Below are 19,767 nucleotides of genomic sequence, written 5' to 3' on the forward strand. Positions count from 1 at the left end.
GACAGTCATGGTGCGCGCGGGTGTGATCCCGTGCGTCCGCTGCGTCCGCCGCCCGTGCCGAGGCCTGCGGGGCCGCGGCACGGGGGCGGTGCGGGAACCGGAGCGGGGCGCGCTCAGATCAGTGACTCCAGGGGCACGGACGGGTCGGCGAGGGCGTCCGGGTCGACCGGCTGTCCGGCCCTGATCAGCTCCTGCACGGTCTCCGTGACGTCCCACACGTTCACGTTCATCCCGGCGAGCACCTTGTGGTCCTTCAGCCAGAACGCGATGAACTCACGCTTGCCCGCGTCGCCGCGGATCACGACCTGGTCGTAGCTGCCCGGCGGCGCCCAGCCCGAGTATTCGAGGCCGAGGTCGTACTGGTCGGAGAAGAAGTACGGCACCCGGTCGTAGGCGACGTCCTGGCCGAGCATGGCGCGGGCCGCCGCAGGCCCGCTGTTCAGCGCATTGGCCCAGTGCTCCACCCGCAGCCGGGTGCCGAGCAGCGGATGGGCCACGTTGGCCACGTCTCCGGCCGCGAAGATGTGCGGGTCGCTGGTGCGCAGCGAGGCGTCCACGGCGATGCCGCCGCCCTGGGCGCGCGGGACGATGTCGAGTCCTGCGGCCTCGGCGAGGGCGGCACGCGGGGCGGCGCCGATCGCGGCGAGGACGTCGTGGGCGGGGTGTTCCTCGCCGTCGTCGGTGCGGACCGCGAGGACCATGCCGTCCTGGCCGACGATCTCGGTGAGACGGCCGCCGAAGTGGAAGCGGACGCCGTGGTCGCTGTGCAGGTCGGTGAAGATCTGGCCGAGCTCGGGGCCGATGACCTTGAGCAGCGGGGTCGCCTCCGGTTCGACGACGGTGACCTCGGCCCCGTATCCGCGGGCCGCCGCCGCGACCTCCAGGCCGATCCAGCCGGCGCCCGCGATCACCAGATGGCCGTTGTCGCGGCCGAGTGCGGCCAGCACGTTGCGCAGCCGGTCGGCGTGGGCGAGGCGGCGCAGATGGTGGACGCCCGCCAGGTCGGTGCCGGGGATGTCGAGGCGGCGCGGTTCGGCGCCGGTGGCCAGGAGCAGCTTGTCGTAGTGGATGACGGTGCCGTCGCCGAGCTCCACGGAGCAGGCTTCGCGGTTCAGCGCGGTGACGGGCTGGCCGAGGTGGAGCTCGACGTCGGCCCCCGCGTACCAGGCGGTCTCGTGGACGAAGACGCTGTCGCGGTCCTCCTTCCCGGCCAGGTACCCCTTGGAGAGCGGCGGGCGTTCGTACGGGTGGTCCCGCTCATCGCCGATCAGGATGACCCGCCCGCTGAAACCCTCCGACCGGAGCGTCTCCGCTGCCTTCGCTCCGGCCAGTCCTCCGCCGACAATGACGAACGTCCGATGTGCGTCGACCACTTGATGCCTCCTCGGTGCTTGCTGCGCGGCGCCAACTGCGAGCGTCCCGCACGCAGCGTGATGGCGAAAGAGGGTGTGGCCCGATCAGGTCACACCCAGTGGTCATAGGCCAGTTTGCCGACCAGGGCCAGCACCACGAGGAGCAGGGTGGCGCGGACGAGTCCGGCGCCCCTGCGCACTGCGGTACGTGCACCCAGCACACCACCTGCGACATTGCTGACCGTCATCGCCGCGCCCCACTGCCACAGGACATGTCCGAGGGAGGCGAAGACCAGGTGAGCCCCGAGGTCGGTGCCGACCGAGACGAGCTTCGCCATGGCCGAGCCACGCAGAAGGCCCGCGCCGAGGACGGTGACGAGAACGACGACCAGCAGGACGCCCGTCCCCGAACCGATCGCTCCACTGTAGAAGCCGATGGCCGCGCCCGCCGCGCAGGAGCGGGCCCGGGACCGGCCGGCAGGGCCGCCCTGTGCCCTTCCCGGCGGGCGTCCGGACCGGTGGAACGGCTGTACGTCATGGCCGCGCCTCTGACGGTCCGGTCAGCCGCGGCGTGCGGTGAGCCAGTGGTGCAGGCTACGGGCCGACGCGTCGGTCAGGGCGGCGATCTGGTCGACCAGGACCCGCTTGCGGGCGCGGTCGTCGGGGGCCGCCTCGTACAGTGCGCGCAGGTGTGGCTCCAGGCCCTCCGGTGCGCGGGCGGTCAGCGCCGCGGCCAGTTCGGCGATGACGATCCGCTGATCGGCGCGGATCGCCTCCTGCTCGGCGCGCTGCATGACGTACCGGTCGGCGACCGCCTTGAGGACCGCGCACTCGTTGCGTGCGTCGCGGGGGACGACGAGCTCCGCGCCGTATCTGCCGAGGCGTCCGGTGCCGTACGCCTGCCGGGTGCTGCTCTCGGCGGCGAGGCAGAACCGGCCGATCAGCTGACTCGTGGCGTCCTTGAGCCGGGCCTGGGCGACGGCCGAACCGTCGTAGCCGTGCGGCCACCAGTCCTGGCCGATGAGGCGGTCCAGTGCGTCGGACAGCTCCTGGGGATCGGTGTCCGCTGGGACGTACCGTCCGATGGCGACGGCCCAGATCTCCCGGCGCTCCGGCTCGGCGTCCAGGCAGTTGGGGTCGATGTGGCCGGCGTGCAGTCCGTCCTCGAAGTCGTGGACCGAGTACGCCACGTCGTCGGACCAGTCCATCACCTGGGCCTCGAAGCACTTGCGGTCCTGCGGGGCGCCCTTGCGGAACCATTGGTAGACCGGCAGGTCATCCTCGTACACCCCGAATTTCGGCGAGCCGGGGTCGGTGGGATGGGCGCCTCTCGGCCAGGGGTACTTGGTGGCGGCGTCGAGCGCGGCACGGGTGAGGTTGAGCCCGACGCTGACCAGTTCGCCGGTGCGGGTGTCGGGCACGAACCGCTTGGGTTCGAGCCGGGTCAGCAGCCGCAGGGACTGGGCGTTGCCCTCGAAACCACCGCAGTCGGATGCGAAGTCGTTCAGCGCCTGTTCGCCGTTGTGCCCGAAGGGCGGGTGGCCCATGTCGTGGGCGAGGCAGGCCGTTTCGACCAGGTCGGGGTCGCAGCCGAGCGCGGCGCCGAGTTCGCGGCCGACCTGTGCGCACTCCAGCGAGTGCGTGAGCCGGGTCCGCGGGCTGGCGTCCCAGAGGTGGCTGCGGGTGCCCGGGGTGACGACCTGGGTCTTCCCGGCGAGCCTGCGCAGGGCCGCGGAGTGCAGCACCCGGGCGCGGTCGCGCTGGAAGGCGGTGCGGCCCGGCCGTTTGTCCGGTTCGGTGTCCCAGCGCTCGGCGTCGGCGGCGCCATAGGGGGCCGTGCCGGGGTCCTGTGTGCCGTACGCGTTGTCCGTGCCGTCCGTGCCGTTCATGAGAGCGACACTAATCCGCCGGACTGACAGGAGGGCTCAGGCGGAGGCCAGGAATCGTGTGTTCATCAGGGTTTCTTGCGCCGGTGCGCCACCCGCCCGTGCCTGGTCGTAGCGGTGGAGCAGCAGGCGTGCCATGGCCGGGTGGGCGCCGAGCGGAGCGGCGGCGATCCAGGGCGCCTCCGCCGCCGCGGCCGCGGCGAAGCGTCCGGGGGCGGTGAAGTACGAGGCGACGGCGACCCGCCGGCGGCCGCGGGCGGCGAGCGCGCGCAGGGCTGCCGGGACGGTGGGCGTCGCGGCGGAGGCGTACGCGGGCACGACGGGCACTCCGCCGAGCCGTTCGCTGAGCAGGTGCGCGGTGCGACGTGTGTCGGCGGCCGATTCGGGGTCCCGCGAACCGGCGGCGGCCAGGACCACGGCGCTGTTGCGGTTCCCGTCGTCCGAGGGGAGCCAGCCGGCCTCGGTGAGCCGGCCGTGGAGCGCCTCGACCAGCAGCGGGTGCGGTCCGAGGGGGCCGGCGGTGCGGGTGCGCAGGGCGGGGGCGCCGGCGACGGCGTCCGGGATGTCCTGCTTCACGTGGTAGCCGCGGCCCAGTAGCAGCGGGACGAGAACCGCCTCGCCGCCCCCCAGCGCGTCCAGGGTCTGCGGGAGGAGGGGTGCGTTGAGCTCGATGTGACCGAGCCGGACGTCGAGCCCCGGCCGCAGCTCCCGCACCCGGTCCAGGAGTCCCGTCACCGTGTGCAGCGCCCGCGGGTCCCGGCTGCCGTGCGCGACGGCGACGAGTGCGGGTGCGGCGGGCATCAGGGGGCTCACGTTGCTGTGCGGGGCCTGCTGCGGGGTGCGGTCCATGGGCCGTCGGATTCCGTTCAGGGAGACGAGGCTGAGCTGGGTGCCGAGCTGTGCGGTGATACGGGTCAACAGTTGCGCCGTGCTGTCGAGGGACAGGGACTCCTGGGGACGTTCCGGTGCCGGCTCCGTCATGGACCGATGGTGCCGGGCGCAGGTTGCCGCGTCGTTGCGCGCCGGTCACAGGCGTTTTCCGCCGCCTCACCGGGCGCGCCTGCCCGCTGTCAGCTGACCGCCCCGGGGCCGGACCTGCCCGGAGCCCGGCCGGGGCCCTGCCTGCTGTCAGTTGGCGGCCGCGGGCCGTACCTGGCCGGCGAACAGCCGCTCGATGACGTCGGCGACGCCGTCCTCCTCGTTGGTGGCGGTGTGCACCGGCACGGCGGCGAGTACGGCCGGGTGGGCGTTGGCCATCGCGTAACCGGTGCCCGCCCAGGCAAGGACGGTGAGGTCGTTGGGCATGTCACCGAAGGCGATGACCTCGGTGGCGTCGATACCCCGTGCGGCGCAGAGCACCTCCAGGGTGCCGGCCTTGGTGACACCGGGCGCGCTGATCTCCAGCAGTCCGCGCCCGCCCGAGTGGGTGAGCTGCACCTCGTCGCCCGCGCCCTGCCGGGCCGCGGCCAGCAGGGTGTCCGCGTCGAGCCGGTCCGACCAGGCGAGCAGTTTGGTGACGGGGGCCTCGGTCAGCCACAGGTCGGCGAAGGACGGTACGGGGAGCTCGGCGCCGGCGTCCTCGGACATGCGCAGCCGATAGGCCGGTTCGTACAGCACCTGGTTCCCGGTCTCCAGGGCGAAGCCCACCTCGGGCATCGCCGCTGCCAGTCGGGTGGCCACCCGCTGCGCGGTGCTCAGGGGCAGGACACGGGACGAGACGACGGTGCGGGTCGCGATGTCGTACACGAGGGCGCCGTTGCTGCACACCGCCGTGCCCACGAGGCCGGTGGCCTCGGCGAGCCGGTCGACGAACCTGGGCGGTCTCGCGGTGACGATGACGATCTCCGCGCCGGCGTCCTCTGCCGTGCGCAGGGCTTGCAGGGTGCGGGGCGAGAGCGTGCCGTCGTTGCGCAGAAGGGTGCCGTCGAGATCTGAGGCGATCAGCCGTGGGAGCAACATCGGCCGATGCTACCGACGGCCGATTCCGAGAACCCTTTCGGCCGTCTGCTCGTCAAGTCATGGGGGACGGTTCGCGCTCGTCAAGCCATAAGGGACGTTTCGCGACGGCACGGGACAAACAGGAACGGGGGACTCCCATGGGACTGGGGCGACGGGGAACAGGGACGGGCCGGACCCGGCTGCGGAAGGCCGCAGCCCGGCTGCGGCCGCGGCTGCCGCGGACCCGGCGGGGGCGGCGCCTGGCCGTGCAGGGGGTGATGGTCGCCTGTGTGCTGGCGCTGGCCCCGGCCACCTGGATGCACACGGTCGCCGACGCCCGGGTCAGGACGGCGGCGGACGTGCCCGCGCAGCAGGTCGCCGTGGTGTTCGGCGCGGGGCTGTGGGACGGCAAGCCGTCCCCGTATCTCGCGAACCGGCTGCGGACCGCGGCCGGGCTGTACCGGGACAAGAAGGTGAAGGTCGTGCTGGTGACCGGTGACAACAGCCGGGTGGAGTACGACGAGCCGGACGCGATGCGCACGTTCCTGGTCGCGCACGGGGTGCCGGACAGCAGGATCGTCAGCGACTTCGCGGGCTTCGACACCTGGGACTCGTGCGTGCGGGCCAGGAAGATCTTCGGCGTCGAGCGGGCCGTGCTGGTGAGCCAGGGGTTCCACATCCGGCGTGCGATCGCGTTGTGCCGGGCGGCGGGGATCGATGCGTACGGCGTCGGGGTCGATGCCGTACACGATGCGACCTGGTACTACGGCGGTACGCGGGAGGTGTTCGCGGCGGGGAAGGCGGCCCTGGACGCCCTGTTCGAGCCGGATCCGCACTTCCTCGGGCCGCGCGAGCCGGGAGTGACGAAGGCACTCGCGTCGGATGACCGGTGACGGCGCGGCGCACCTCACGGCCGCCGGCCGGGCGGGCTGAGGTGCGCGTACCGGCGGTGTAACCGGGAGCGGGCACCCGTGTAACACCCGGCTCGCAGTCTGGGGTCATGACCAGCACCGCGACTGCCGCCACCGCGACCCACTGCCCGTACTGCGCACTGCAGTGCGGCATGAGCCTGCGCCCGGTCGCCGGTGACGCGGTCGTCGAGGTCGAGGAGCGCACCGACTTCCCCGTGAACCGGGGCGCACTGTGCGGCAAGGGGCGTTCGGCGCCCGCCGTGCTCTCCTCCGCGGTACGGCTGACCGGTCCGCTCGTACGCGACACGGCGACCGGGGAGCTGGAGCCGGCCGGCTGGGACGAGGCGCTGGCCCGTATCGCCGACGGGGTGCGCGGGACGCGCGCGGAGCACGGGGCCGACGCGGTGGGAGTGTTCGGCGGCGGCGGGCTGACCAATGAGAAGGCGTACGCGCTCGGGAAGTTCGCCCGGGTGGTGCTCGGCACCTCGCAGATCGACTACAACGGGCGGTTCTGCATGTCGTCGGCGGCCGCCGCGCACCAGCGGGCCTTCGGTCTCGACCGCGGACTGCCGTTCCCACTGGAGGACATCCCGCGCACCGGATGCGTGATCCTCGTGGGGTCGAATCTCGCGGAGACGATGCCGCCCGCGCTGCGCTATCTGACCGAACTGCGGGAGAACGGCGGCCGGCTGATCGTCATCGATCCTCGCCGCACCAGGACCGCCGAGCAGGCGGACCTCCATCTGGCCCCCCGGCCCGGCACCGATCTGGCGCTCGCGCTCGGCATGCTCCACCTGGTGGTGTCGCAGGGGCGGGTGGACGAGGACTTCGTGCGGGAGCGCACCAGCGGCTGGGACGAGGCGCGGGCCGGGGTGATGGCCCACTGGCCGGAGCTGGTGGAGCGGCTGACCGGCGTGCCGGTGCCGCAGCTGCGGTCGGCCGTCGAGATGTTCTGCGACGCCGAGAGCGGCATGGTGCTGACCGCGCGCGGCCCCGAGCAGCAGGCGAAGGGCACGGACACCGTCGGCGCCTGGATCAACTTCGCCCTGGCCACCGGGCGGGCGGGCCGGCCGCTGTCCGGCTACGGCTGCCTGACCGGGCAGGGCAACGGCCAGGGGGGCCGTGAACACGGCCAGAAGGCCGACCAGCTGCCCGGCTACCGCAAGCTCACCGACCCGGCGGCGCGCCGCCATGTCGCGGGGGTGTGGGGGGTCGACCCGGACACGCTGCCGGGGCCGGGGCGCAGCGCCTACGAGCTGCTCGACGCGCTGGGCACCGAGGTGCGGGCGCTGCTGGTGATGGGCTCGAATCCGGTGGTGTCCGCGCCGCACGCGGGGCATGTGGAGAAGCGGCTCCGGTCGCTGGACTTCCTCGCGGTCGCCGATGTGGTGCTGTCGGAGACTGCCGCGCTGGCCGACGTGGTGCTGCCGGTGACGCAGTGGGCCGAGGAGACGGGGACCACCACGAACCTGGAGGGCCGGGTGCTGCTGCGCCGGCGTGCGGTCACCGCGCCCGAGGGCGTCCGCAGTGATCTGGACGTGCTGCACGGGCTGGCCGGGCTCCTCGGGCACGGGAAGGGGTTCCCGGCCGACCCGGAGGAGGTGTTCGACGAGCTGCGCCGGGCTTCGGCGGGCGGCCCGGCGGACTACGCGGGCATCACGTACGAGCGGATCGCTGCCGAGGACGGGGTGTTCTGGCCGTGTCCGGACACGGAGCACGCCGGTACGCCGCGGCTGTTCCTGGACCGGTTCGCGACGGACGACGGGCGGGCCCGGTTCGTGCCCGTCACGCACCGGCCGTCCGCCGAGGAGACGGACGCGGAGTATCCGGTGGTGCTGACCACCGGACGGGTCGTCGCCCAGTACCAGTCGGGGGCGCAGACCCGCCGGGTGGCGGAGCTGAACGCCGCCGCCCCGGGGCCCTTCGTCGAGCTGCATCCGCGGCTCGCGGAGCGGATCGGGGTGGCCGAGGGCGATCCGGTGGCGGTCACCTCACGCCGCGGCCGGGCGGTGGCGCCCGCGCGGATCACCGTGGCGATCCGGCAGGACACCGTGTTCATGCCGTTCCACTGGGCGGGTGAGGGCCGGGCCAACACGCTGACCAACCCGGCTCTGGACCCGGTGTCGAGGATGCCGGAGTTCAAGGTGTGCGCCGTACGGCTGGAGGCGCTCGGCCCGACCCCCGGTGTTACTCAGAGCGAGGTGACCGGGGCCGTCTCGGCGGACACCCAGCCGAGGTAGCGGGCGCTCCCCCGGAGCACCGGCAGGGCGATGATCTCCGGGGTGTCGTAGTCGTGCGCCTCCTGGAGGTGGGCCTCCAGCTCGGCGTAGCGCGCAGCAGTCGTCTTGAAGGACAGCTGCCACTCCTCGGTCGACTCGATGGCGTTCTGCCACCGGTAGACCGAGGTGATCGGCGCGGAGATCTGGACGCAGGCGGCCAGCCTCGCCTCCACCGCGCCCTGCGCCAGGAGCTTGGCCTTCTCCTCGCTGTCCGTCGTGGTCAGTACGGTCAGCCATGCGGACGTGGTCACCTTCGGTCTCCTCGGATCGGCAGCGGTCCTCCTCCCGATTGTCGGTCAGGTCGTGGTGCCGCGCAGTCAGCCTCCGTACGGGTGCGCAGCCCTGGCGCCCCTCAGGGCCCGCCCCCACCAGACCAGTTGGTCCAGAAGCGACTTCGCCGCCGCGTCGGGGCCGACCGGGTCGCGGTGCCTGCCCTCGTCGTCGAAGAGGGCGCCGGCGTTGTGGAAGGAGACGGTGTCGCGGACCGAGACGGCGTGCAGCTCGGCGAAGACCTGGCGCAGGTGCTCGACCGCGCGAAGACCGCCGGACACCCCTCCGTAGGAGACGAAGGCGACGGGCTTGGCCTGCCATTCGGTGAAGTGCCAGTCGATGAGGTTCTTGAGCGGGGCCGGGTAGGAGTGGTTGTACTCCGGCGTGATGACGACGAAGGCGTCGGCGGCCGCCAGCCGCCCGGAGACCTCGGCCAGCACGGCCTGGTCCTCGGGTCCGGGACGGCGGGAGAGGGCGGTCGGCAGGTCGAGCGCGGCGACGTCGAGCAGGTCGGTCTCGATGCCGGGGTGGCCGTCGGTGCGGGAGCGGAACCAGTCGGCGACGACGGGCGCGAACCGGCCCTCGCGGTTGCTGGCGAGGATGACGGCGACCTTGAGAGGGGCGGTCTCGGACAGAGCGGTGGCCGTGTTTCCGGCTGTGGTGAGGTCCATGCGAAGAGGTTCGTACGTCAACCGTGGTTGAGGTCAAGCGCGCGCTTCCGGGTCCTTGCGCCGCGCGTGTCGGCATACGGTGGCCGACATGACGACTCCAGCAGCCGCACCACTCCCCTACGCCGAGTTCGACGGGCATCCGGCCACCGAGGACGACCTGCGCACGGCCGCCTTCTCCGGCTACGGCCACTTCACGGCCATGCAGGTCCGGGACGGCCGGGTGCGCGGCCTGGGGCTCCATCTGGAGCGGCTCGACTCCGCGAACCGGGAGCTGTTCGAACTCCCCCTGGACGGCGGCCTGGTCCGGGAGCTGATCCGGCACGCACTGTGGGGCGCGGGGACGGCGGACGCCTCGGTGCGGGTGCACGGACTGCGGCCGCCGGGCGCCGCCGCGACGACCGTCATGGTCGCGGTGCGCGGGCCGGCCCGGATGAGCCCCGAGCCGGTCGGCCTGATGTCCGTCCCGTACGCGCGCACCGCGCCGCACCTCAAGCGCCCCGGCGACTTCGGCCAGACGTACTACGGGGACCTCGCCCGCCGCGCCGGTTTCGACGACGCGCTGCTGACCCTTCCGGACGGCGAGGTGACCGAGGGCGCGATCACCAACATCGGCTTCTGGGACGGCACTTCGGTCGTCTGGCCGCAGGCACCCGCACTGTCGGGCATCACCATGGCACTCCTGGAACAGGAGTTGCCCGGCACGGGCGTGCGCTCGGTGCGCCGACCGGTGACGAAGGACGGGCTGGGGGCCTACCGGTCCGCGTTCGTCACCAACTCGCAGGGCATGGCGCCGGTCGCCCGGATCGACGACACGGCGTTCACGCTCGACGAGGAGCTGATGAAGCGGCTGACGGCCGCATACGAGGCAGCCCCCTGGGACACCGCCTGACACCCTGGGCGGCCGGCGGCCCGCCGCAACGGTGGACCATGGACCCATGCAGACCCCCGCCGAAGGACCGCCGTCGCCCATGCAGATCCACATCGAGGGCTCACAGCTGCCCGGCCGCACCTGCGGGCCCGGCGGCGACTTCCCCGGCCGCGAGAACATCCACGTGGGCGTGCAGCGCAAGGACCGGCCCGGTGAACTCCTCGGGCTGCACCCGGGCGACGCCCCCGCCGCCCGCTGGACCCTGGACTGCACCACCACCGGCGGCGCGGACGGTACCGAGGTGAGCGGGCCGTTCGTGCAGAACCGGCTCGGCGGCCGGTTCGTCTACCTGTCGTGGGGCACGGTCGACACGGACGGGCTGTTCTCCATGTTCCGGCGGGCCAAGCTGATGTTCTCCGACATCGACACGGACACCCTCGAAGCGGCCGCGCGCTCCGGGCACCTCACCGCACGGCTGCCGCTCTCCGACGTCAAGGGACAGCCGCTGTGCGGCCGGGTCCGGCCGCCCGTCATCACCTGGTCCGCCGGCGCGCCCGCCTGAGCGGACATCGCCCGGCACAGGACGAACCGCCCTCACCGGACCCAGGGGGGGTGGGTCCGGTGAGGGTGGCGGCCGGGGGCGGCCGTACTCGCCGTCCCGTGGGGGGTGAACATCGTGTGCCCGGCGACACCCGAGTCATGCGTGTGACGTACGACACCTTCCCTTCGGTGGGCCATCACCCGATCGGCACCGGACACCGAAGGACGACCCCTCCCCCCTGCCATCACCGCCGCGACCTGCGCGCATGGGGCGCGGCAAGGAGGCGGCGCCGGTCCGGTCGGGTGAAAGCTGACCTGGTGTCAGCAGGCATGGATGGCGGACCGGCCGTTAGCTCGGAACAGGACACACCAGCCCGGCGCCATCCCCGCTCGGAGGAACCCTCATGCGCAGTCCTGCTCGCCTCGTGACCGGCACCGCCGCCGCGGCCCTCGCCGCTGCCGCGCTCGGCCTCAGCGCCGCCGCCCCGTCCGCGTACGGGGATGAGCCGGTGCCACTGGAGATCACTCCCGCGAGTGCCGCCCCGGGCGCCACCGTCACCGTGAACACCACCGCCTGTGGGAGCGACACGGGCGCCACGGGGGACGCGAGCTCCCTGGACGCCTCGCAGTTCGCGCTGGCTCCGGCCACGCTCAAGGAGGTCCTGGCCGGTTCGTTCCGGGTGCCGGGCAACGTCGAGCCGGGGCCGTACAGCATCGACGTGGCCTGCGAGAACGGCAAGCAGGCCACCGGGGAGATCGAGGTGAAGGCAGCGGCCGCCACGGACAAGGACAGTGCCGCCGGGTCATCCGACACGGACTCCCCCGCAGGTGCCGGTCTGCCCACGGACCTCTACGACTCCGAGGAGTACGACACGACCGGTCTCGACGAGGCCGAGGCTTCCGGTTCGGCCCTGGTGCCCGATGCCCCCGCGCTCCCGGACCGCGGCACCCCCACCGCTCACCCGAGCCCCTCCGGGCACGAGAGTTCCGCCGGGCACGAGAGTTCGTCCGGGCACGAGAGTTCGTCCGGCGGCTACGAAACCCCCTCCGGCCACCACACCTCGGCCGCACCCACCGCCCCCACGGGGCATGTGAAGACCGGTATCGGCGGCAGCGTCGGACCGGACATCACCCAGATCGCGGCGGGAGCCGGCGTTCTCGCCGCGACCGCCGTCGGCGGAGCCTGGCTCCTGCGTCGCCGGGCGAGCGGCACGCAGGACGACAGCTGACGGAGACTTCCACCTCTCCGTACCGCCCGGTTTCCGTCCCGGTGGCTTCGCGCCACCGGGGCGGGACCCTTCTCACTCGGGCCCATCCCGGCCCCCGTCACACGGAGGACGACCGTGTCCCAGAAGGCCAAGGGCTGGCTGCTCGTCGTCGCGGCGCTGGCCGGTCTCTGGCTGATCCGGAACGGCGCCGACGCGCGGCTGACCCCGCCTGCCCCGGCCTCCGCCGACGCCTTCGCCGCCGGTCCCGGGCTGCTGCCCGGATCGCCGGTCGCCGAGCCGCTCCGGCCGTCGGCGCCCGTTCGCATCACCATCCCCGCGATCCGGGTGGACGCCCCGATGATGCGGCTCGGGCTCGGACCGGACGGCAGCCTCGACGTACCGCCGGCCGGGAACACGGACATCGTCGGCTGGTACAAGGACGGCCCGCCGCCCGGCGCCAAGGGCACGGCGATCGTCGCCGGTCACGTCGACAACGCCCAGGGTCCGTCCGTCTTCTACGACCTGGGGTCGATGAAGAAGGGCAGCACCGTCGAGGTGCTGCGCCAGGACGGCCGCACCGCCGTCTTCTCCGTCGACGCGATCGAGGTGTACGACAACGAGGACTTCCCCGACCGGCGGGTGTACGGGGCCTCGGAGCACGCCTCGCTGCGCCTGATCACGTGCGGTGGCGGCTTCTCCGACGCGACGGGCTACGAGGGCAACGTGGTGGCGTACGCCCACCTCACCGGCGTGCGCTGAGGAACCCCGCGCCGTTCAGGCCTGCCACTGGTCGAACGCGAGCTTCGCCACCAGCGAGAAGACGACCACCAGCAGCACCCCGCGGACGAACTCGCTGCCCTTGCGCAGCGCCATTCGCGCCCCGAACAGGCCGCCCGCCAGGTTGAACACCGCCATCAGCGCGGCCAGCTGCCACATCACGTTGCCCTGGTAGGCGAACATCGCCAGGGCCCCGCCGTTGGTGCAGACGTTGACGATCTTGGCGGTGGCGGACGCCGTCACCAGGTCGAGGTGGAGCACCGCGGTGAGCGCCAGCACGAGGAAGGTGCCGGTGCCCGGCCCGAACAGCCCGTCGTACAGACCGATGCCGCCGCCCACCAGCACGATCGCGGTGACGGTGCGGGCCCGGGTGACCCGGGGCGCCGTGCCGTCCTCGGCCGACCGGCCGAACTGGGGCCGCAGCATCACGAACGCGGCGACGGCCAGCAGTACCACCATGATCACCGGGCGCAGCACCTCGCTGCTGATCCCGGCGGCGAAGAAGGCACCGGTCATCGAGCCGGCCAGCGCCGCCAGCCCGATCCGCAGCGCCGTGCCGACCTTCACCGGCGCCTTGCGCGCATAGGTGACGGCGGCGCCCGACGTGCCGACGATGGCGACCGCCTTGTTGGTGCCGAGGATCTGGGCGGCCGGGACGTGCGGCAGACCGAGCAGCAGCGCGGGCAGCAGAAGCAGTCCGCCGCCCCCGACCACCGCGTCGATCCAGCCGGCCGCTGCCGCGGCGAGGCACAGCACGACGAGGGTGGTCAGGGTTATGTCAGGCATGATCGCGACCTTAAGGAAACGGTACGTGTCGCGTCCAACCGTCCCGGAATTCTTGAGCCAATTCTGAGCTCGGCGCCGCGTCCGGCCCTCACAGGCGTCTTCCGCCGATGCTGAGCGCAAGGTTCCTCCCGGGAAACAGAGGGGATCCGGACGGGTAACACCCCCCGGTCACGCTTCCTGACATGAGGACACGGACGGAGAACACGGCGCGGGTGGTGGTGATCGGCGCCGGGATGGCGGGCGCACGCCTCGCCGCCAAGGTGCCCGATGTCACCGTCATCGGCGAGGAGTCGCACGCCCCCTACAACCGGGTGCTGCTGGCCGAGGTGCTGGCCGGACGGTATCCGGCGGACGTGATCGCGCTCCCCCCGGCCGAGGTCAGGCGCGGGGTGCGGGTGGTGCGGATCGACCGGGACGACCGGCTGGTGCACTGCGACGACGGAAGCGTCGTGCGCTACGGACGGCTGGTGCTGGCGACCGGCTCCAACCCGGTGCTCCCGCCGCTGCGCGGGCTCGGGAACACGATGCCGGACGGGGTGCACGCCTTCCGCACCCTCGACGACTGCATGGCGCTGCGCGCCTCGGTGCGGCCGGGGGTGAGCGCGGTCGTCATCGGCGGCGGTCTTCTGGGCGTGTCGGCGGCCCGCGCACTGGCCGAGTGCGGTGCCCAGGTGGTGCTGGCCCAGCAGGGCGAGCACCTCATGGAACGGCAGCTGGACGCGGAGTCGGCAGGACTGCTGCGGCGCCATCTGGAGTCGCTCGGCGTCGAGGTGCACACCGAGTGCCGGGTCCGCGGGCTGCGCTGCACCGACGGTGCGGTGCGGGCCGTGGAGCTCGCCGACGGCTACGAGCTGGCGGCCGAGATCACCGTGCTGGCCTGCGGGGTGCGTCCCCGGACGGGCCTCGCGCAGGCGGCCGGACTCGAGGTCCGCAAGGGCGTCGTCGTCGACGACGAGCTGCGCACCTCCGATCCGTACATCCATGCCGTCGGCGACTGCGCCGAGCACCGCTCCACCGTGTACGGGCTCGCGGGCCCGGCGCTGGAGCAGGCCGATGTGCTCGCCGAGGTGCTGGCCGGGCGGCCCGCCCGGTACGACGGCACCCGGGCCCTGACCCGGCTGACCCTGAACGGCCCGGCCGACCCCGGCACGGGATCGCTCGATCTCGCCGCCTTCGGCGACTCCCGGCCGCTGCCCGGCGACGACGTGATCCGGCTGGCGGATGCCACCCGCGGCGCGTACCGCACGGTCGTCGTCCGCGGCGACCGGCTGGCGGGCGGTGTGCTGCTCGGCGACCTCGCCGCGGTCGGCACCCTGGCCCGCACCTGGCAGGACGACGAACCGCTCCCCGCCGAAACGTCCCTGCTCCACCTGCTCACCAACGACGGAGGCTTCTGAGATGCCGGTGTCCACTCTCCCGACCGCCCACACCTCCACCGCGGCAGCCGTGCCGACCATCGTGGTCGTCGGGCACGGAATGGTCGGACAGCGCTTCCTGGAGGCCCTCGCCGACCGCGGGCTGACGGCCACCGCCGGCACCGCCCGGGTCGTCGTGCTCTGCGAGGAGCCCCGCGCCGCCTACGACCGGGTGCAGCTGACCTCGTACTTCTCAGGGAAGACCCCCGAGGACCTGTCGCTGGTCGAGCAGGGCTTCATGGAGCAGCACGGCTTCGAACTGCGGATCGGTGACCCGGCCGAGTCCCTGGACCGCGAGGCCCGCACGGTCACCGCTCGTTCCGGCGAGACCTTCCGCTACGACACTCTGGTGCTGGCCACCGGCTCCTACCCGTTCGTCCCGCCCGTCCCCGGCAAGGACAGCGAGGGCTGCTTCGTCTACCGCACGATCGAGGACCTGCTCGCGATCGAGGAGTACGCGAAGACGGCGACGACCGGCGCGGTCGTCGGCGGCGGACTGCTCGGCCTGGAGGCGGCGGGCGCGCTGAAGGGGCTCGGCCTCGACACCCACGTGGTGGAGTTCGCGCCCCGGCTGATGCCCGTCCAGGTCGACGAGGGCGGCGGCGCGGCGCTGCTGCGCACCATCGAGAACATGGGCCTGACCGTCCACACGGGCGTCGGCACCCAGGAGGTCACCGCGGGCGAGGACGGCGCGGTGAACGGGATGTCGCTCTCCGACGGCTCGTCGCTCGCCACGGATCTGGTGGTCTTCTCGGCCGGTGTCAGGCCCCGCGACCAGCTGGCCCGGGACTGCGGTCTGGCGGTCGGCCAGCGCGGCGGCATCATCGTCGACGACGAATGCCGCACCTCCGACCCGGCGGTCTTCGCGATCGGCGAGTGCGCGCTGGCCTCGGACGGCCGGGTGTACGGCCTGGTGGCGCCCGGATACGAGATGGCGCAGACGGCCGCCGCGGTGATCGCGGGCAACGAGGCGGCGTTCACCGGCGCCGACCTGTCGACGAAGCTGAAGCTGCTCGGTGTGGACGTGGCGTCCTTCGGTGACGCCCACGGCACCTCCGAGGGCTGCCTGGACGTCGTGTACGCGGACTCCCGCTCCGGCGTCTACAAGAAGCTGGTGATCGGCCAGGACGGCACACTGCTCGGCGGAGTGCTCGTCGGGGACGCCGACCAGTACGGCACACTGCGCCCGATGACGGGCACGGTCCTGCCGGTCGCCCCCGAGCAGCTGGTCCTGCCGGCCGGCGCGGGCGGCCCGGTCACCCTCGGCCCCTCCTCGCTGCCCGACGAGGCCGTCATCTGCTCCTGCCACAACGTCACCAAGGGTGCGATCTGCGAGCACACCACGCTGCCCGAGGTGAAGAAGTGCACCAAGGCCGGTACCGGCTGCGGCAGTTGCGTCAAGGTCATCGGCCAGCTGCTTCCGCAGAGCCAGGACAAGGGCCTGTGCGGCTGCTTCTCGTACACCCGCAGTGAGCTCTACGAGATCGTCCGCACCCTGGGAATCACCTCGTACGCCGAGCTGCTCGACTCGCACGGCCGGGAGGCGGCACGCGGTGGCGACGGCTGCGAGGTCTGCAAGCCGACGGTCGGTTCGGTCATCGCCTCGCTGGCGCCGACGGTCGGTGCGAGCGGCTACGTCCTGGACGGCGAGCAGGCGGCTCTCCAGGACACCAACGACCACTTCCTGGCCAACCTCCAGCGCAACGGCTCCTACTCGATCGTGCCGCGCATCCCCGGCGGCGAGATCACCCCGGAGAAGCTGATTGTGATCGGCGAGGTGGCCCGGGACTTCGGCCTCTACACCAAGATCACCGGTGGCCAGCGGATCGACCTGTTCGGCGCCCGCGTCGACCAGCTGCCGCTGATCTGGACCCGCCTCGTGGACGCGGGCTTCGAGTCGGGGCACGCGTACGGGAAGTCGCTGCGGACGGTCAAGTCCTGTGTGGGCCAGACCTGGTGCCGCTACGGCGTGCAGGACTCGGTGAAGATGGCGATCGATCTGGAGCTGCGCTACCGCGGCCTGCGCTCCCCGCACAAACTGAAGTCGGCGGTCTCCGGCTGCGCCCGCGAATGCGCCGAGGCCCGCGGCAAGGACTTCGGGATCATCGCCACCGCCCAGGGCTGGAACCTGTACGTGGGCGGCAACGGCGGTGCCACCCCGCGCCACGCGGACCTGCTGGCCCAGGACCTGTCCGACGCCGAACTGGTGCGGCTCATCGACCGGTTCCTGATGTTCTACATCCGCACGGCGGACCGGCTGGAGCGCACCTCGACCTGGCTCGACCGCATCGACGGCGGCCTGGAGCACGTACGGGACGTCGTCGTCCACGACTCGCTGGGGCTCTGCGACGAGCTGGAGCGGCTGATGGCCGACCACGTCCGCGGCTACCGCGACGAGTGGGCCGAGACCATCAACGACCCGGAGCGGCTGCGCCGCTTCGTGACCTTCGTCAACGCACCCGACGCACCCGACCCGTCGGTGAAGTTCGTCCCGGAACGCGACCAGGTCAAGCCCGACCTGGACATCCTCGCGGGCCCGGTTCTCGCCATCCGCACTCTTGAAGGGACCGCCTCCTGATGACGACCCAGACGATGACCGAGACGACGGAGACCGCGCAGGACACCCGGGTCATCCGGCTCGCCGCCGGGGACGACTGGCTCACGGTCTGCGACCGCTCGCTGCTGACGCCGGGCCGCGGGGTCGCCGCGCTCCTCCCGGACGGCCGGCAGGTCGCGCTGTTCGTGGACCGCGCGGGACGTACGTACGCGATCGACAACCGCGACCCGTTCACCGGTGCGTACGTCCTCTCCCGCGGGCTGGTCGGTTCGGACGGCGGGCAGCCGTTCGTCGCCTCCCCGCTCCTGAAGCAGCGCTTCGACCTGGCGACGGGGGCCTGCCTGGACGACGACGAGGTCTCGGTGCCGGTCTTCGAAGTCCGCGCGGACTGATCCCGGCCCGTTCACCGCCTGTTGACGCTCCGTCAACTGCGTCCCTCTACTGTCCTGACGTTCGACCCGCCGGGCCGACCGGACCGGCGGGCCCTCACGTCACCCGTGGAGTGATCGTGGAACGTCGGACCTTCTTGCGCACAGCGGTGATCGGCGGCTCGGCGGCCGCCTTCGGCGGCACCCTGTGGCGGGGTGCCGCCTTCGCCGGCCCCGCCCAGCCGGCCACCGGCCCGTACGGCGCGCTGCAGGCCGCCAACGGCAACGGCATCCTGCTGCCGAGCGGCTTCACCAGCAGAATCATCGCCCGCTCGGGGCAGACCGTCCCCGGCACCTCGTACGCCTGGCACAGCGCGCCCGACGGGGGCGCCACGTTCGCCGACGGCAGCGGCTGGATCTACGTCTCCAACTCCGAGGTGTCCGCCGGCAGCGGCGGCGGAGCGAGCGCGGTGCGCTTCAACTCCTCCGGAACCGTCACCTCCGCCTCCCGGATCCTGTCCGGCACCGACAACAACTGCGCGGGCGGCCGCACCCCGTGGAACACCTGGCTGTCCTGCGAGGAGGTCAGCCGCGGATTCGTCTACGAGACGGACCCCTGGGGCGTGAACGCGGCCGTGCAGCGCCCCGCGCTGGGCCGCTTCAAGCACGAGGCGGCGGCAGCCGACCCGGACCACGGGTACGTCTACCTCACCGAGGACGAGACGGACGGCCGCTTCTACCGCTTCCGCCCCACCACCTGGGGCAACCTGTCCGCCGGCACCCTCCAGGTCCTGGTGGCCGGCACCGGCACCTCGGGCCCGGTGACCTGGGCGACGGTCCCCGACCCGGACGGCTCGCCCACCCTGACCCGCTACCAGGTCTCCGGCGCCAAGGTGTTCAACGGCGGCGAGGGCTGCTTCTACGCGGCGGGCACCTGCTGGTTCACCACCAAGGGCGACAACCGGGTGTGGGCGTACGACGCGAACGCGTCCAGCATCTCGCTCGTCTACGACGACTCGCTGGTCACCGGCGGCAGCGCCCCGCTGACCGGCGTCGACAACGTCACCCGGTCCACCTCGGGAGACCTGTACATCGCCGAGGACGGCGGGAACATGGAGATCTGCCTGATCACCCCGGACGACACCGTCGCCCCGTTCCTGCGGATCAGCGGCCAGTCCGGCTCGGAGATCACCGGCCCTGCGTTCTCCCCGGACGGCACCCGGCTCTACTTCTCCTCGCAGCGCGGGACGAGCGGCAGCTCGTCCGGCGGCATCACGTACGAGGTCACGGGGCCGTTCCGCAGCTGAGCGCGACCCCGGCCGCGCGGCGCCCGTACCGGCGCCGCGCGGCTGTCTCCCCCGCCATCAGGCCGGCTGGCCGCCGGCCTCGACGGCCGCCGGGTCCATCCACACGACCTCCCAGATGTGGTGGTCCGGGTCCTGGAAGGAGCGGCCGTACATGAAGCCGAGGTCCTGGGTCTCGTTGGCGGGCGATCCACCGGAGGCGAGCGCCGTGTCCACCAGCTCGTCCACCTTCTCGCGGCTCTCGGCGCTCAGCGCCAGGATCACCTCGGTGGACGTCGAGGCGTCCGCGATCTCCTTCTTGGTGAAGTCCTTGAAGCGCGGCTCCTCCAGGAGCATGGCGAAGATGGTGTCGCTGATGACGAGACAGGCGGTGTGCTCGTCACTGAACTGCGGGTTGAAGGAGTATCCGAGCTTGTCGAAAAAGCCCTTGGTCGTCTCGATGTCCTTGACAGGAAGGTTCACGAAAATCATCTGAGGCATGGCCGTCCCGCTCTCTCGGTGGTGTTCCGTGTGCGTTTCTCGAACGCGTTACGACAGGTAGACGCCGGGGTCGCCGAAAACTCATCGGCACCGGACGAAAAATCCTTCCCGCGCGGCGACGGACGGAAAACCTTCCCGGTCGCGGCGGGGCCAGGAG

At 72.4% G+C, this 19,767-nt stretch carries 18 protein-coding genes and 1 pseudogene; 10 read left to right on the forward strand and 9 right to left on the reverse strand.

Going from position 1 to position 19,767, the window contains the following annotated elements:
• Positions 1 to 113 precede the first annotated feature (113 nt).
• The 5 genes and pseudogenes from SH922_RS12410 to SH922_RS12430 form a co-directional block, all read right to left on the reverse strand.
• Positions 114 to 1,373, reverse strand: a complete 1,260-nt coding sequence (locus tag SH922_RS12410) for an NAD(P)/FAD-dependent oxidoreductase (RefSeq protein WP_393057909.1) — start codon at positions 1,371 to 1,373, stop codon at positions 114 to 116.
• Between the two features lie 89 nt (positions 1,374 to 1,462).
• Positions 1,463 to 1,825, reverse strand: a pseudogene (locus tag SH922_RS12415) (TSUP family transporter); the annotation flags it as partial.
• Positions 1,826 to 1,912: 87 nt separating this feature from the next.
• A complete protein-coding gene (locus SH922_RS12420; RefSeq protein ID WP_393057911.1) occupies positions 1,913 to 3,241 on the reverse strand; it encodes a deoxyguanosinetriphosphate triphosphohydrolase in 1,329 nt (442 codons plus the stop codon).
• Positions 3,242 to 3,277: 36 nt separating this feature from the next.
• Positions 3,278 to 4,219 (reverse strand): sirohydrochlorin chelatase, encoded by a 942-nt coding sequence (locus tag SH922_RS12425; RefSeq protein WP_393057913.1) that lies wholly within the window; start codon positions 4,217 to 4,219, stop codon positions 3,278 to 3,280.
• Positions 4,220 to 4,366: 147 nt separating this feature from the next.
• Entirely contained in the window at positions 4,367 to 5,182 is an 816-nt protein-coding gene (locus tag SH922_RS12430; RefSeq protein ID WP_393063540.1) for a Cof-type HAD-IIB family hydrolase, read from the reverse strand.
• A 152-nt stretch (positions 5,183 to 5,334) separates the two neighbouring features.
• On the opposite strand from SH922_RS12430, the gene SH922_RS12435 reads away from it, so the two are divergent.
• Together SH922_RS12435 and SH922_RS12440 are read left to right on the forward strand one after the other, a co-directional pair.
• Positions 5,335 to 6,069, forward strand: coding sequence for a vancomycin high temperature exclusion protein (locus tag SH922_RS12435; protein ID WP_393057915.1), 735 nt, complete (start codon positions 5,335 to 5,337; stop codon positions 6,067 to 6,069).
• Between the two features lie 107 nt (positions 6,070 to 6,176).
• Positions 6,177 to 8,327: a molybdopterin oxidoreductase family protein gene (locus SH922_RS12440; protein WP_393057917.1), complete on the forward strand. Its 2,151-nt coding sequence runs from the start codon at positions 6,177 to 6,179 to the stop codon at positions 8,325 to 8,327.
• On the opposite strand, the gene cutA is transcribed toward SH922_RS12440, so the two are convergent.
• Complete coding sequence (cutA, locus tag SH922_RS12445; RefSeq protein WP_393057919.1) at positions 8,279 to 8,617, reverse strand: divalent-cation tolerance protein CutA; 339 nt, start codon at positions 8,615 to 8,617, stop codon at positions 8,279 to 8,281. The two genes, SH922_RS12440 and cutA, sit on opposite strands and share 49 nt — an antisense overlap.
• Positions 8,618 to 8,683: 66 nt before the next feature.
• Positions 8,684 to 9,307, reverse strand: coding sequence for an NADPH-dependent FMN reductase (locus SH922_RS12450; protein ID WP_393057921.1), 624 nt, complete (start codon positions 9,305 to 9,307; stop codon positions 8,684 to 8,686).
• 88 nt (positions 9,308 to 9,395) lie between these two features.
• On the opposite strand from SH922_RS12450, the gene SH922_RS12455 reads away from it, so the two are divergent.
• From SH922_RS12455 to SH922_RS12470, 4 genes are all read left to right on the forward strand, one after another.
• Positions 9,396 to 10,196 (forward strand): aminotransferase class IV family protein, encoded by an 801-nt coding sequence (locus tag SH922_RS12455; RefSeq protein ID WP_393057923.1) that lies wholly within the window; start codon positions 9,396 to 9,398, stop codon positions 10,194 to 10,196.
• Positions 10,197 to 10,275: 79 nt separating this feature from the next.
• On the forward strand, positions 10,276 to 10,737 hold the full coding sequence (locus SH922_RS12460) for a DUF5990 family protein (RefSeq protein WP_393063541.1): 462 nt from the start codon (positions 10,276 to 10,278) through the stop codon (positions 10,735 to 10,737).
• 382 nt (positions 10,738 to 11,119) lie between these two features.
• Positions 11,120 to 11,944, forward strand: coding sequence for a hypothetical protein (locus tag SH922_RS12465; RefSeq protein WP_393057925.1), 825 nt, complete (start codon positions 11,120 to 11,122; stop codon positions 11,942 to 11,944).
• 114 nt (positions 11,945 to 12,058) lie between these two features.
• Entirely contained in the window at positions 12,059 to 12,682 is a 624-nt protein-coding gene (locus SH922_RS12470) for a class F sortase (protein WP_393057927.1), read from the forward strand.
• Between the two features lie 15 nt (positions 12,683 to 12,697).
• Here SH922_RS12470 and SH922_RS12475 read toward each other — a convergent pair whose 3' ends face one another.
• Positions 12,698 to 13,486 carry a sulfite exporter TauE/SafE family protein gene (locus SH922_RS12475; RefSeq protein WP_393057929.1) on the reverse strand — a complete coding sequence of 263 codons (789 nt, stop codon included), beginning with the start codon at positions 13,484 to 13,486 and terminating at the stop codon, positions 12,698 to 12,700.
• Between the two features lie 182 nt (positions 13,487 to 13,668).
• On the opposite strand from SH922_RS12475, the gene SH922_RS12480 reads away from it, so the two are divergent.
• From SH922_RS12480 to SH922_RS12495, 4 genes are all read left to right on the forward strand, one after another.
• The gene (locus SH922_RS12480; protein WP_393057931.1) at positions 13,669 to 14,883 is read left to right on the forward strand and encodes an NAD(P)/FAD-dependent oxidoreductase; all 1,215 of its coding nucleotides are present in this window, start codon (positions 13,669 to 13,671) and stop codon (positions 14,881 to 14,883) included.
• Position 14,884: 1 nt separating this feature from the next.
• Positions 14,885 to 17,479: a nitrite reductase large subunit NirB gene (nirB, locus tag SH922_RS12485; RefSeq protein WP_393057933.1), complete on the forward strand. Its 2,595-nt coding sequence runs from the start codon at positions 14,885 to 14,887 to the stop codon at positions 17,477 to 17,479.
• Complete coding sequence (nirD, locus tag SH922_RS12490; protein ID WP_393057935.1) at positions 17,479 to 17,850, forward strand: nitrite reductase small subunit NirD; 372 nt, start codon at positions 17,479 to 17,481, stop codon at positions 17,848 to 17,850. The genes nirB and nirD overlap by 1 nt, the downstream gene beginning before the upstream one ends.
• Before the next feature lie 116 nt (positions 17,851 to 17,966).
• Positions 17,967 to 19,133 (forward strand): alkaline phosphatase PhoX, encoded by a 1,167-nt coding sequence (locus tag SH922_RS12495; protein ID WP_393057938.1) that lies wholly within the window; start codon positions 17,967 to 17,969, stop codon positions 19,131 to 19,133.
• 57 nt (positions 19,134 to 19,190) lie between these two features.
• On the opposite strand, the gene SH922_RS12500 is transcribed toward SH922_RS12495, so the two are convergent.
• Positions 19,191 to 19,610: a VOC family protein gene (locus SH922_RS12500; protein ID WP_393057940.1), complete on the reverse strand. Its 420-nt coding sequence runs from the start codon at positions 19,608 to 19,610 to the stop codon at positions 19,191 to 19,193.
• Positions 19,611 to 19,767: the final 157 nt, after the last annotated feature.

It is taken from the genome of Streptomyces sp. LN549 (assembly GCF_043203805.1).
Classification (GTDB): Bacteria; Actinomycetota; Actinomycetes; order Streptomycetales; family Streptomycetaceae; genus Streptomyces.

Coding starts and splice junctions, on each gene's coding strand:
- SH922_RS12420 (WP_393057911.1), bottom strand. CDS start 3,241: ATGAACGGCACGGACGGCACGGACAACGCGTACGGCACACAGGACCCC.
- SH922_RS12425 (WP_393057913.1), bottom strand. CDS start 4,219: ATGACGGAGCCGGCACCGGAACGTCCCCAGGAGTCCCTGTCCCTCGAC.
- SH922_RS12435 (WP_393057915.1), top strand. CDS start 5,335: ATGGGACTGGGGCGACGGGGAACAGGGACGGGCCGGACCCGGCTGCGG.
- SH922_RS12440 (WP_393057917.1), top strand. CDS start 6,177: ATGACCAGCACCGCGACTGCCGCCACCGCGACCCACTGCCCGTACTGC.
- SH922_RS12450 (WP_393057921.1), bottom strand. CDS start 9,307: ATGGACCTCACCACAGCCGGAAACACGGCCACCGCTCTGTCCGAGACC.
- SH922_RS12455 (WP_393057923.1), top strand. CDS start 9,396: ATGACGACTCCAGCAGCCGCACCACTCCCCTACGCCGAGTTCGACGGG.
- SH922_RS12460 (WP_393063541.1), top strand. CDS start 10,276: ATGCAGATCCACATCGAGGGCTCACAGCTGCCCGGCCGCACCTGCGGG.
- SH922_RS12465 (WP_393057925.1), top strand. CDS start 11,120: ATGCGCAGTCCTGCTCGCCTCGTGACCGGCACCGCCGCCGCGGCCCTC.
- SH922_RS12475 (WP_393057929.1), bottom strand. CDS start 13,486: ATGCCTGACATAACCCTGACCACCCTCGTCGTGCTGTGCCTCGCCGCG.
- SH922_RS12480 (WP_393057931.1), top strand. CDS start 13,669: ATGAGGACACGGACGGAGAACACGGCGCGGGTGGTGGTGATCGGCGCC.
- nirB (WP_393057933.1), top strand. CDS start 14,885: ATGCCGGTGTCCACTCTCCCGACCGCCCACACCTCCACCGCGGCAGCC.
- nirD (WP_393057935.1), top strand. CDS start 17,479: ATGACGACCCAGACGATGACCGAGACGACGGAGACCGCGCAGGACACC.
- SH922_RS12500 (WP_393057940.1), bottom strand. CDS start 19,610: ATGCCTCAGATGATTTTCGTGAACCTTCCTGTCAAGGACATCGAGACG.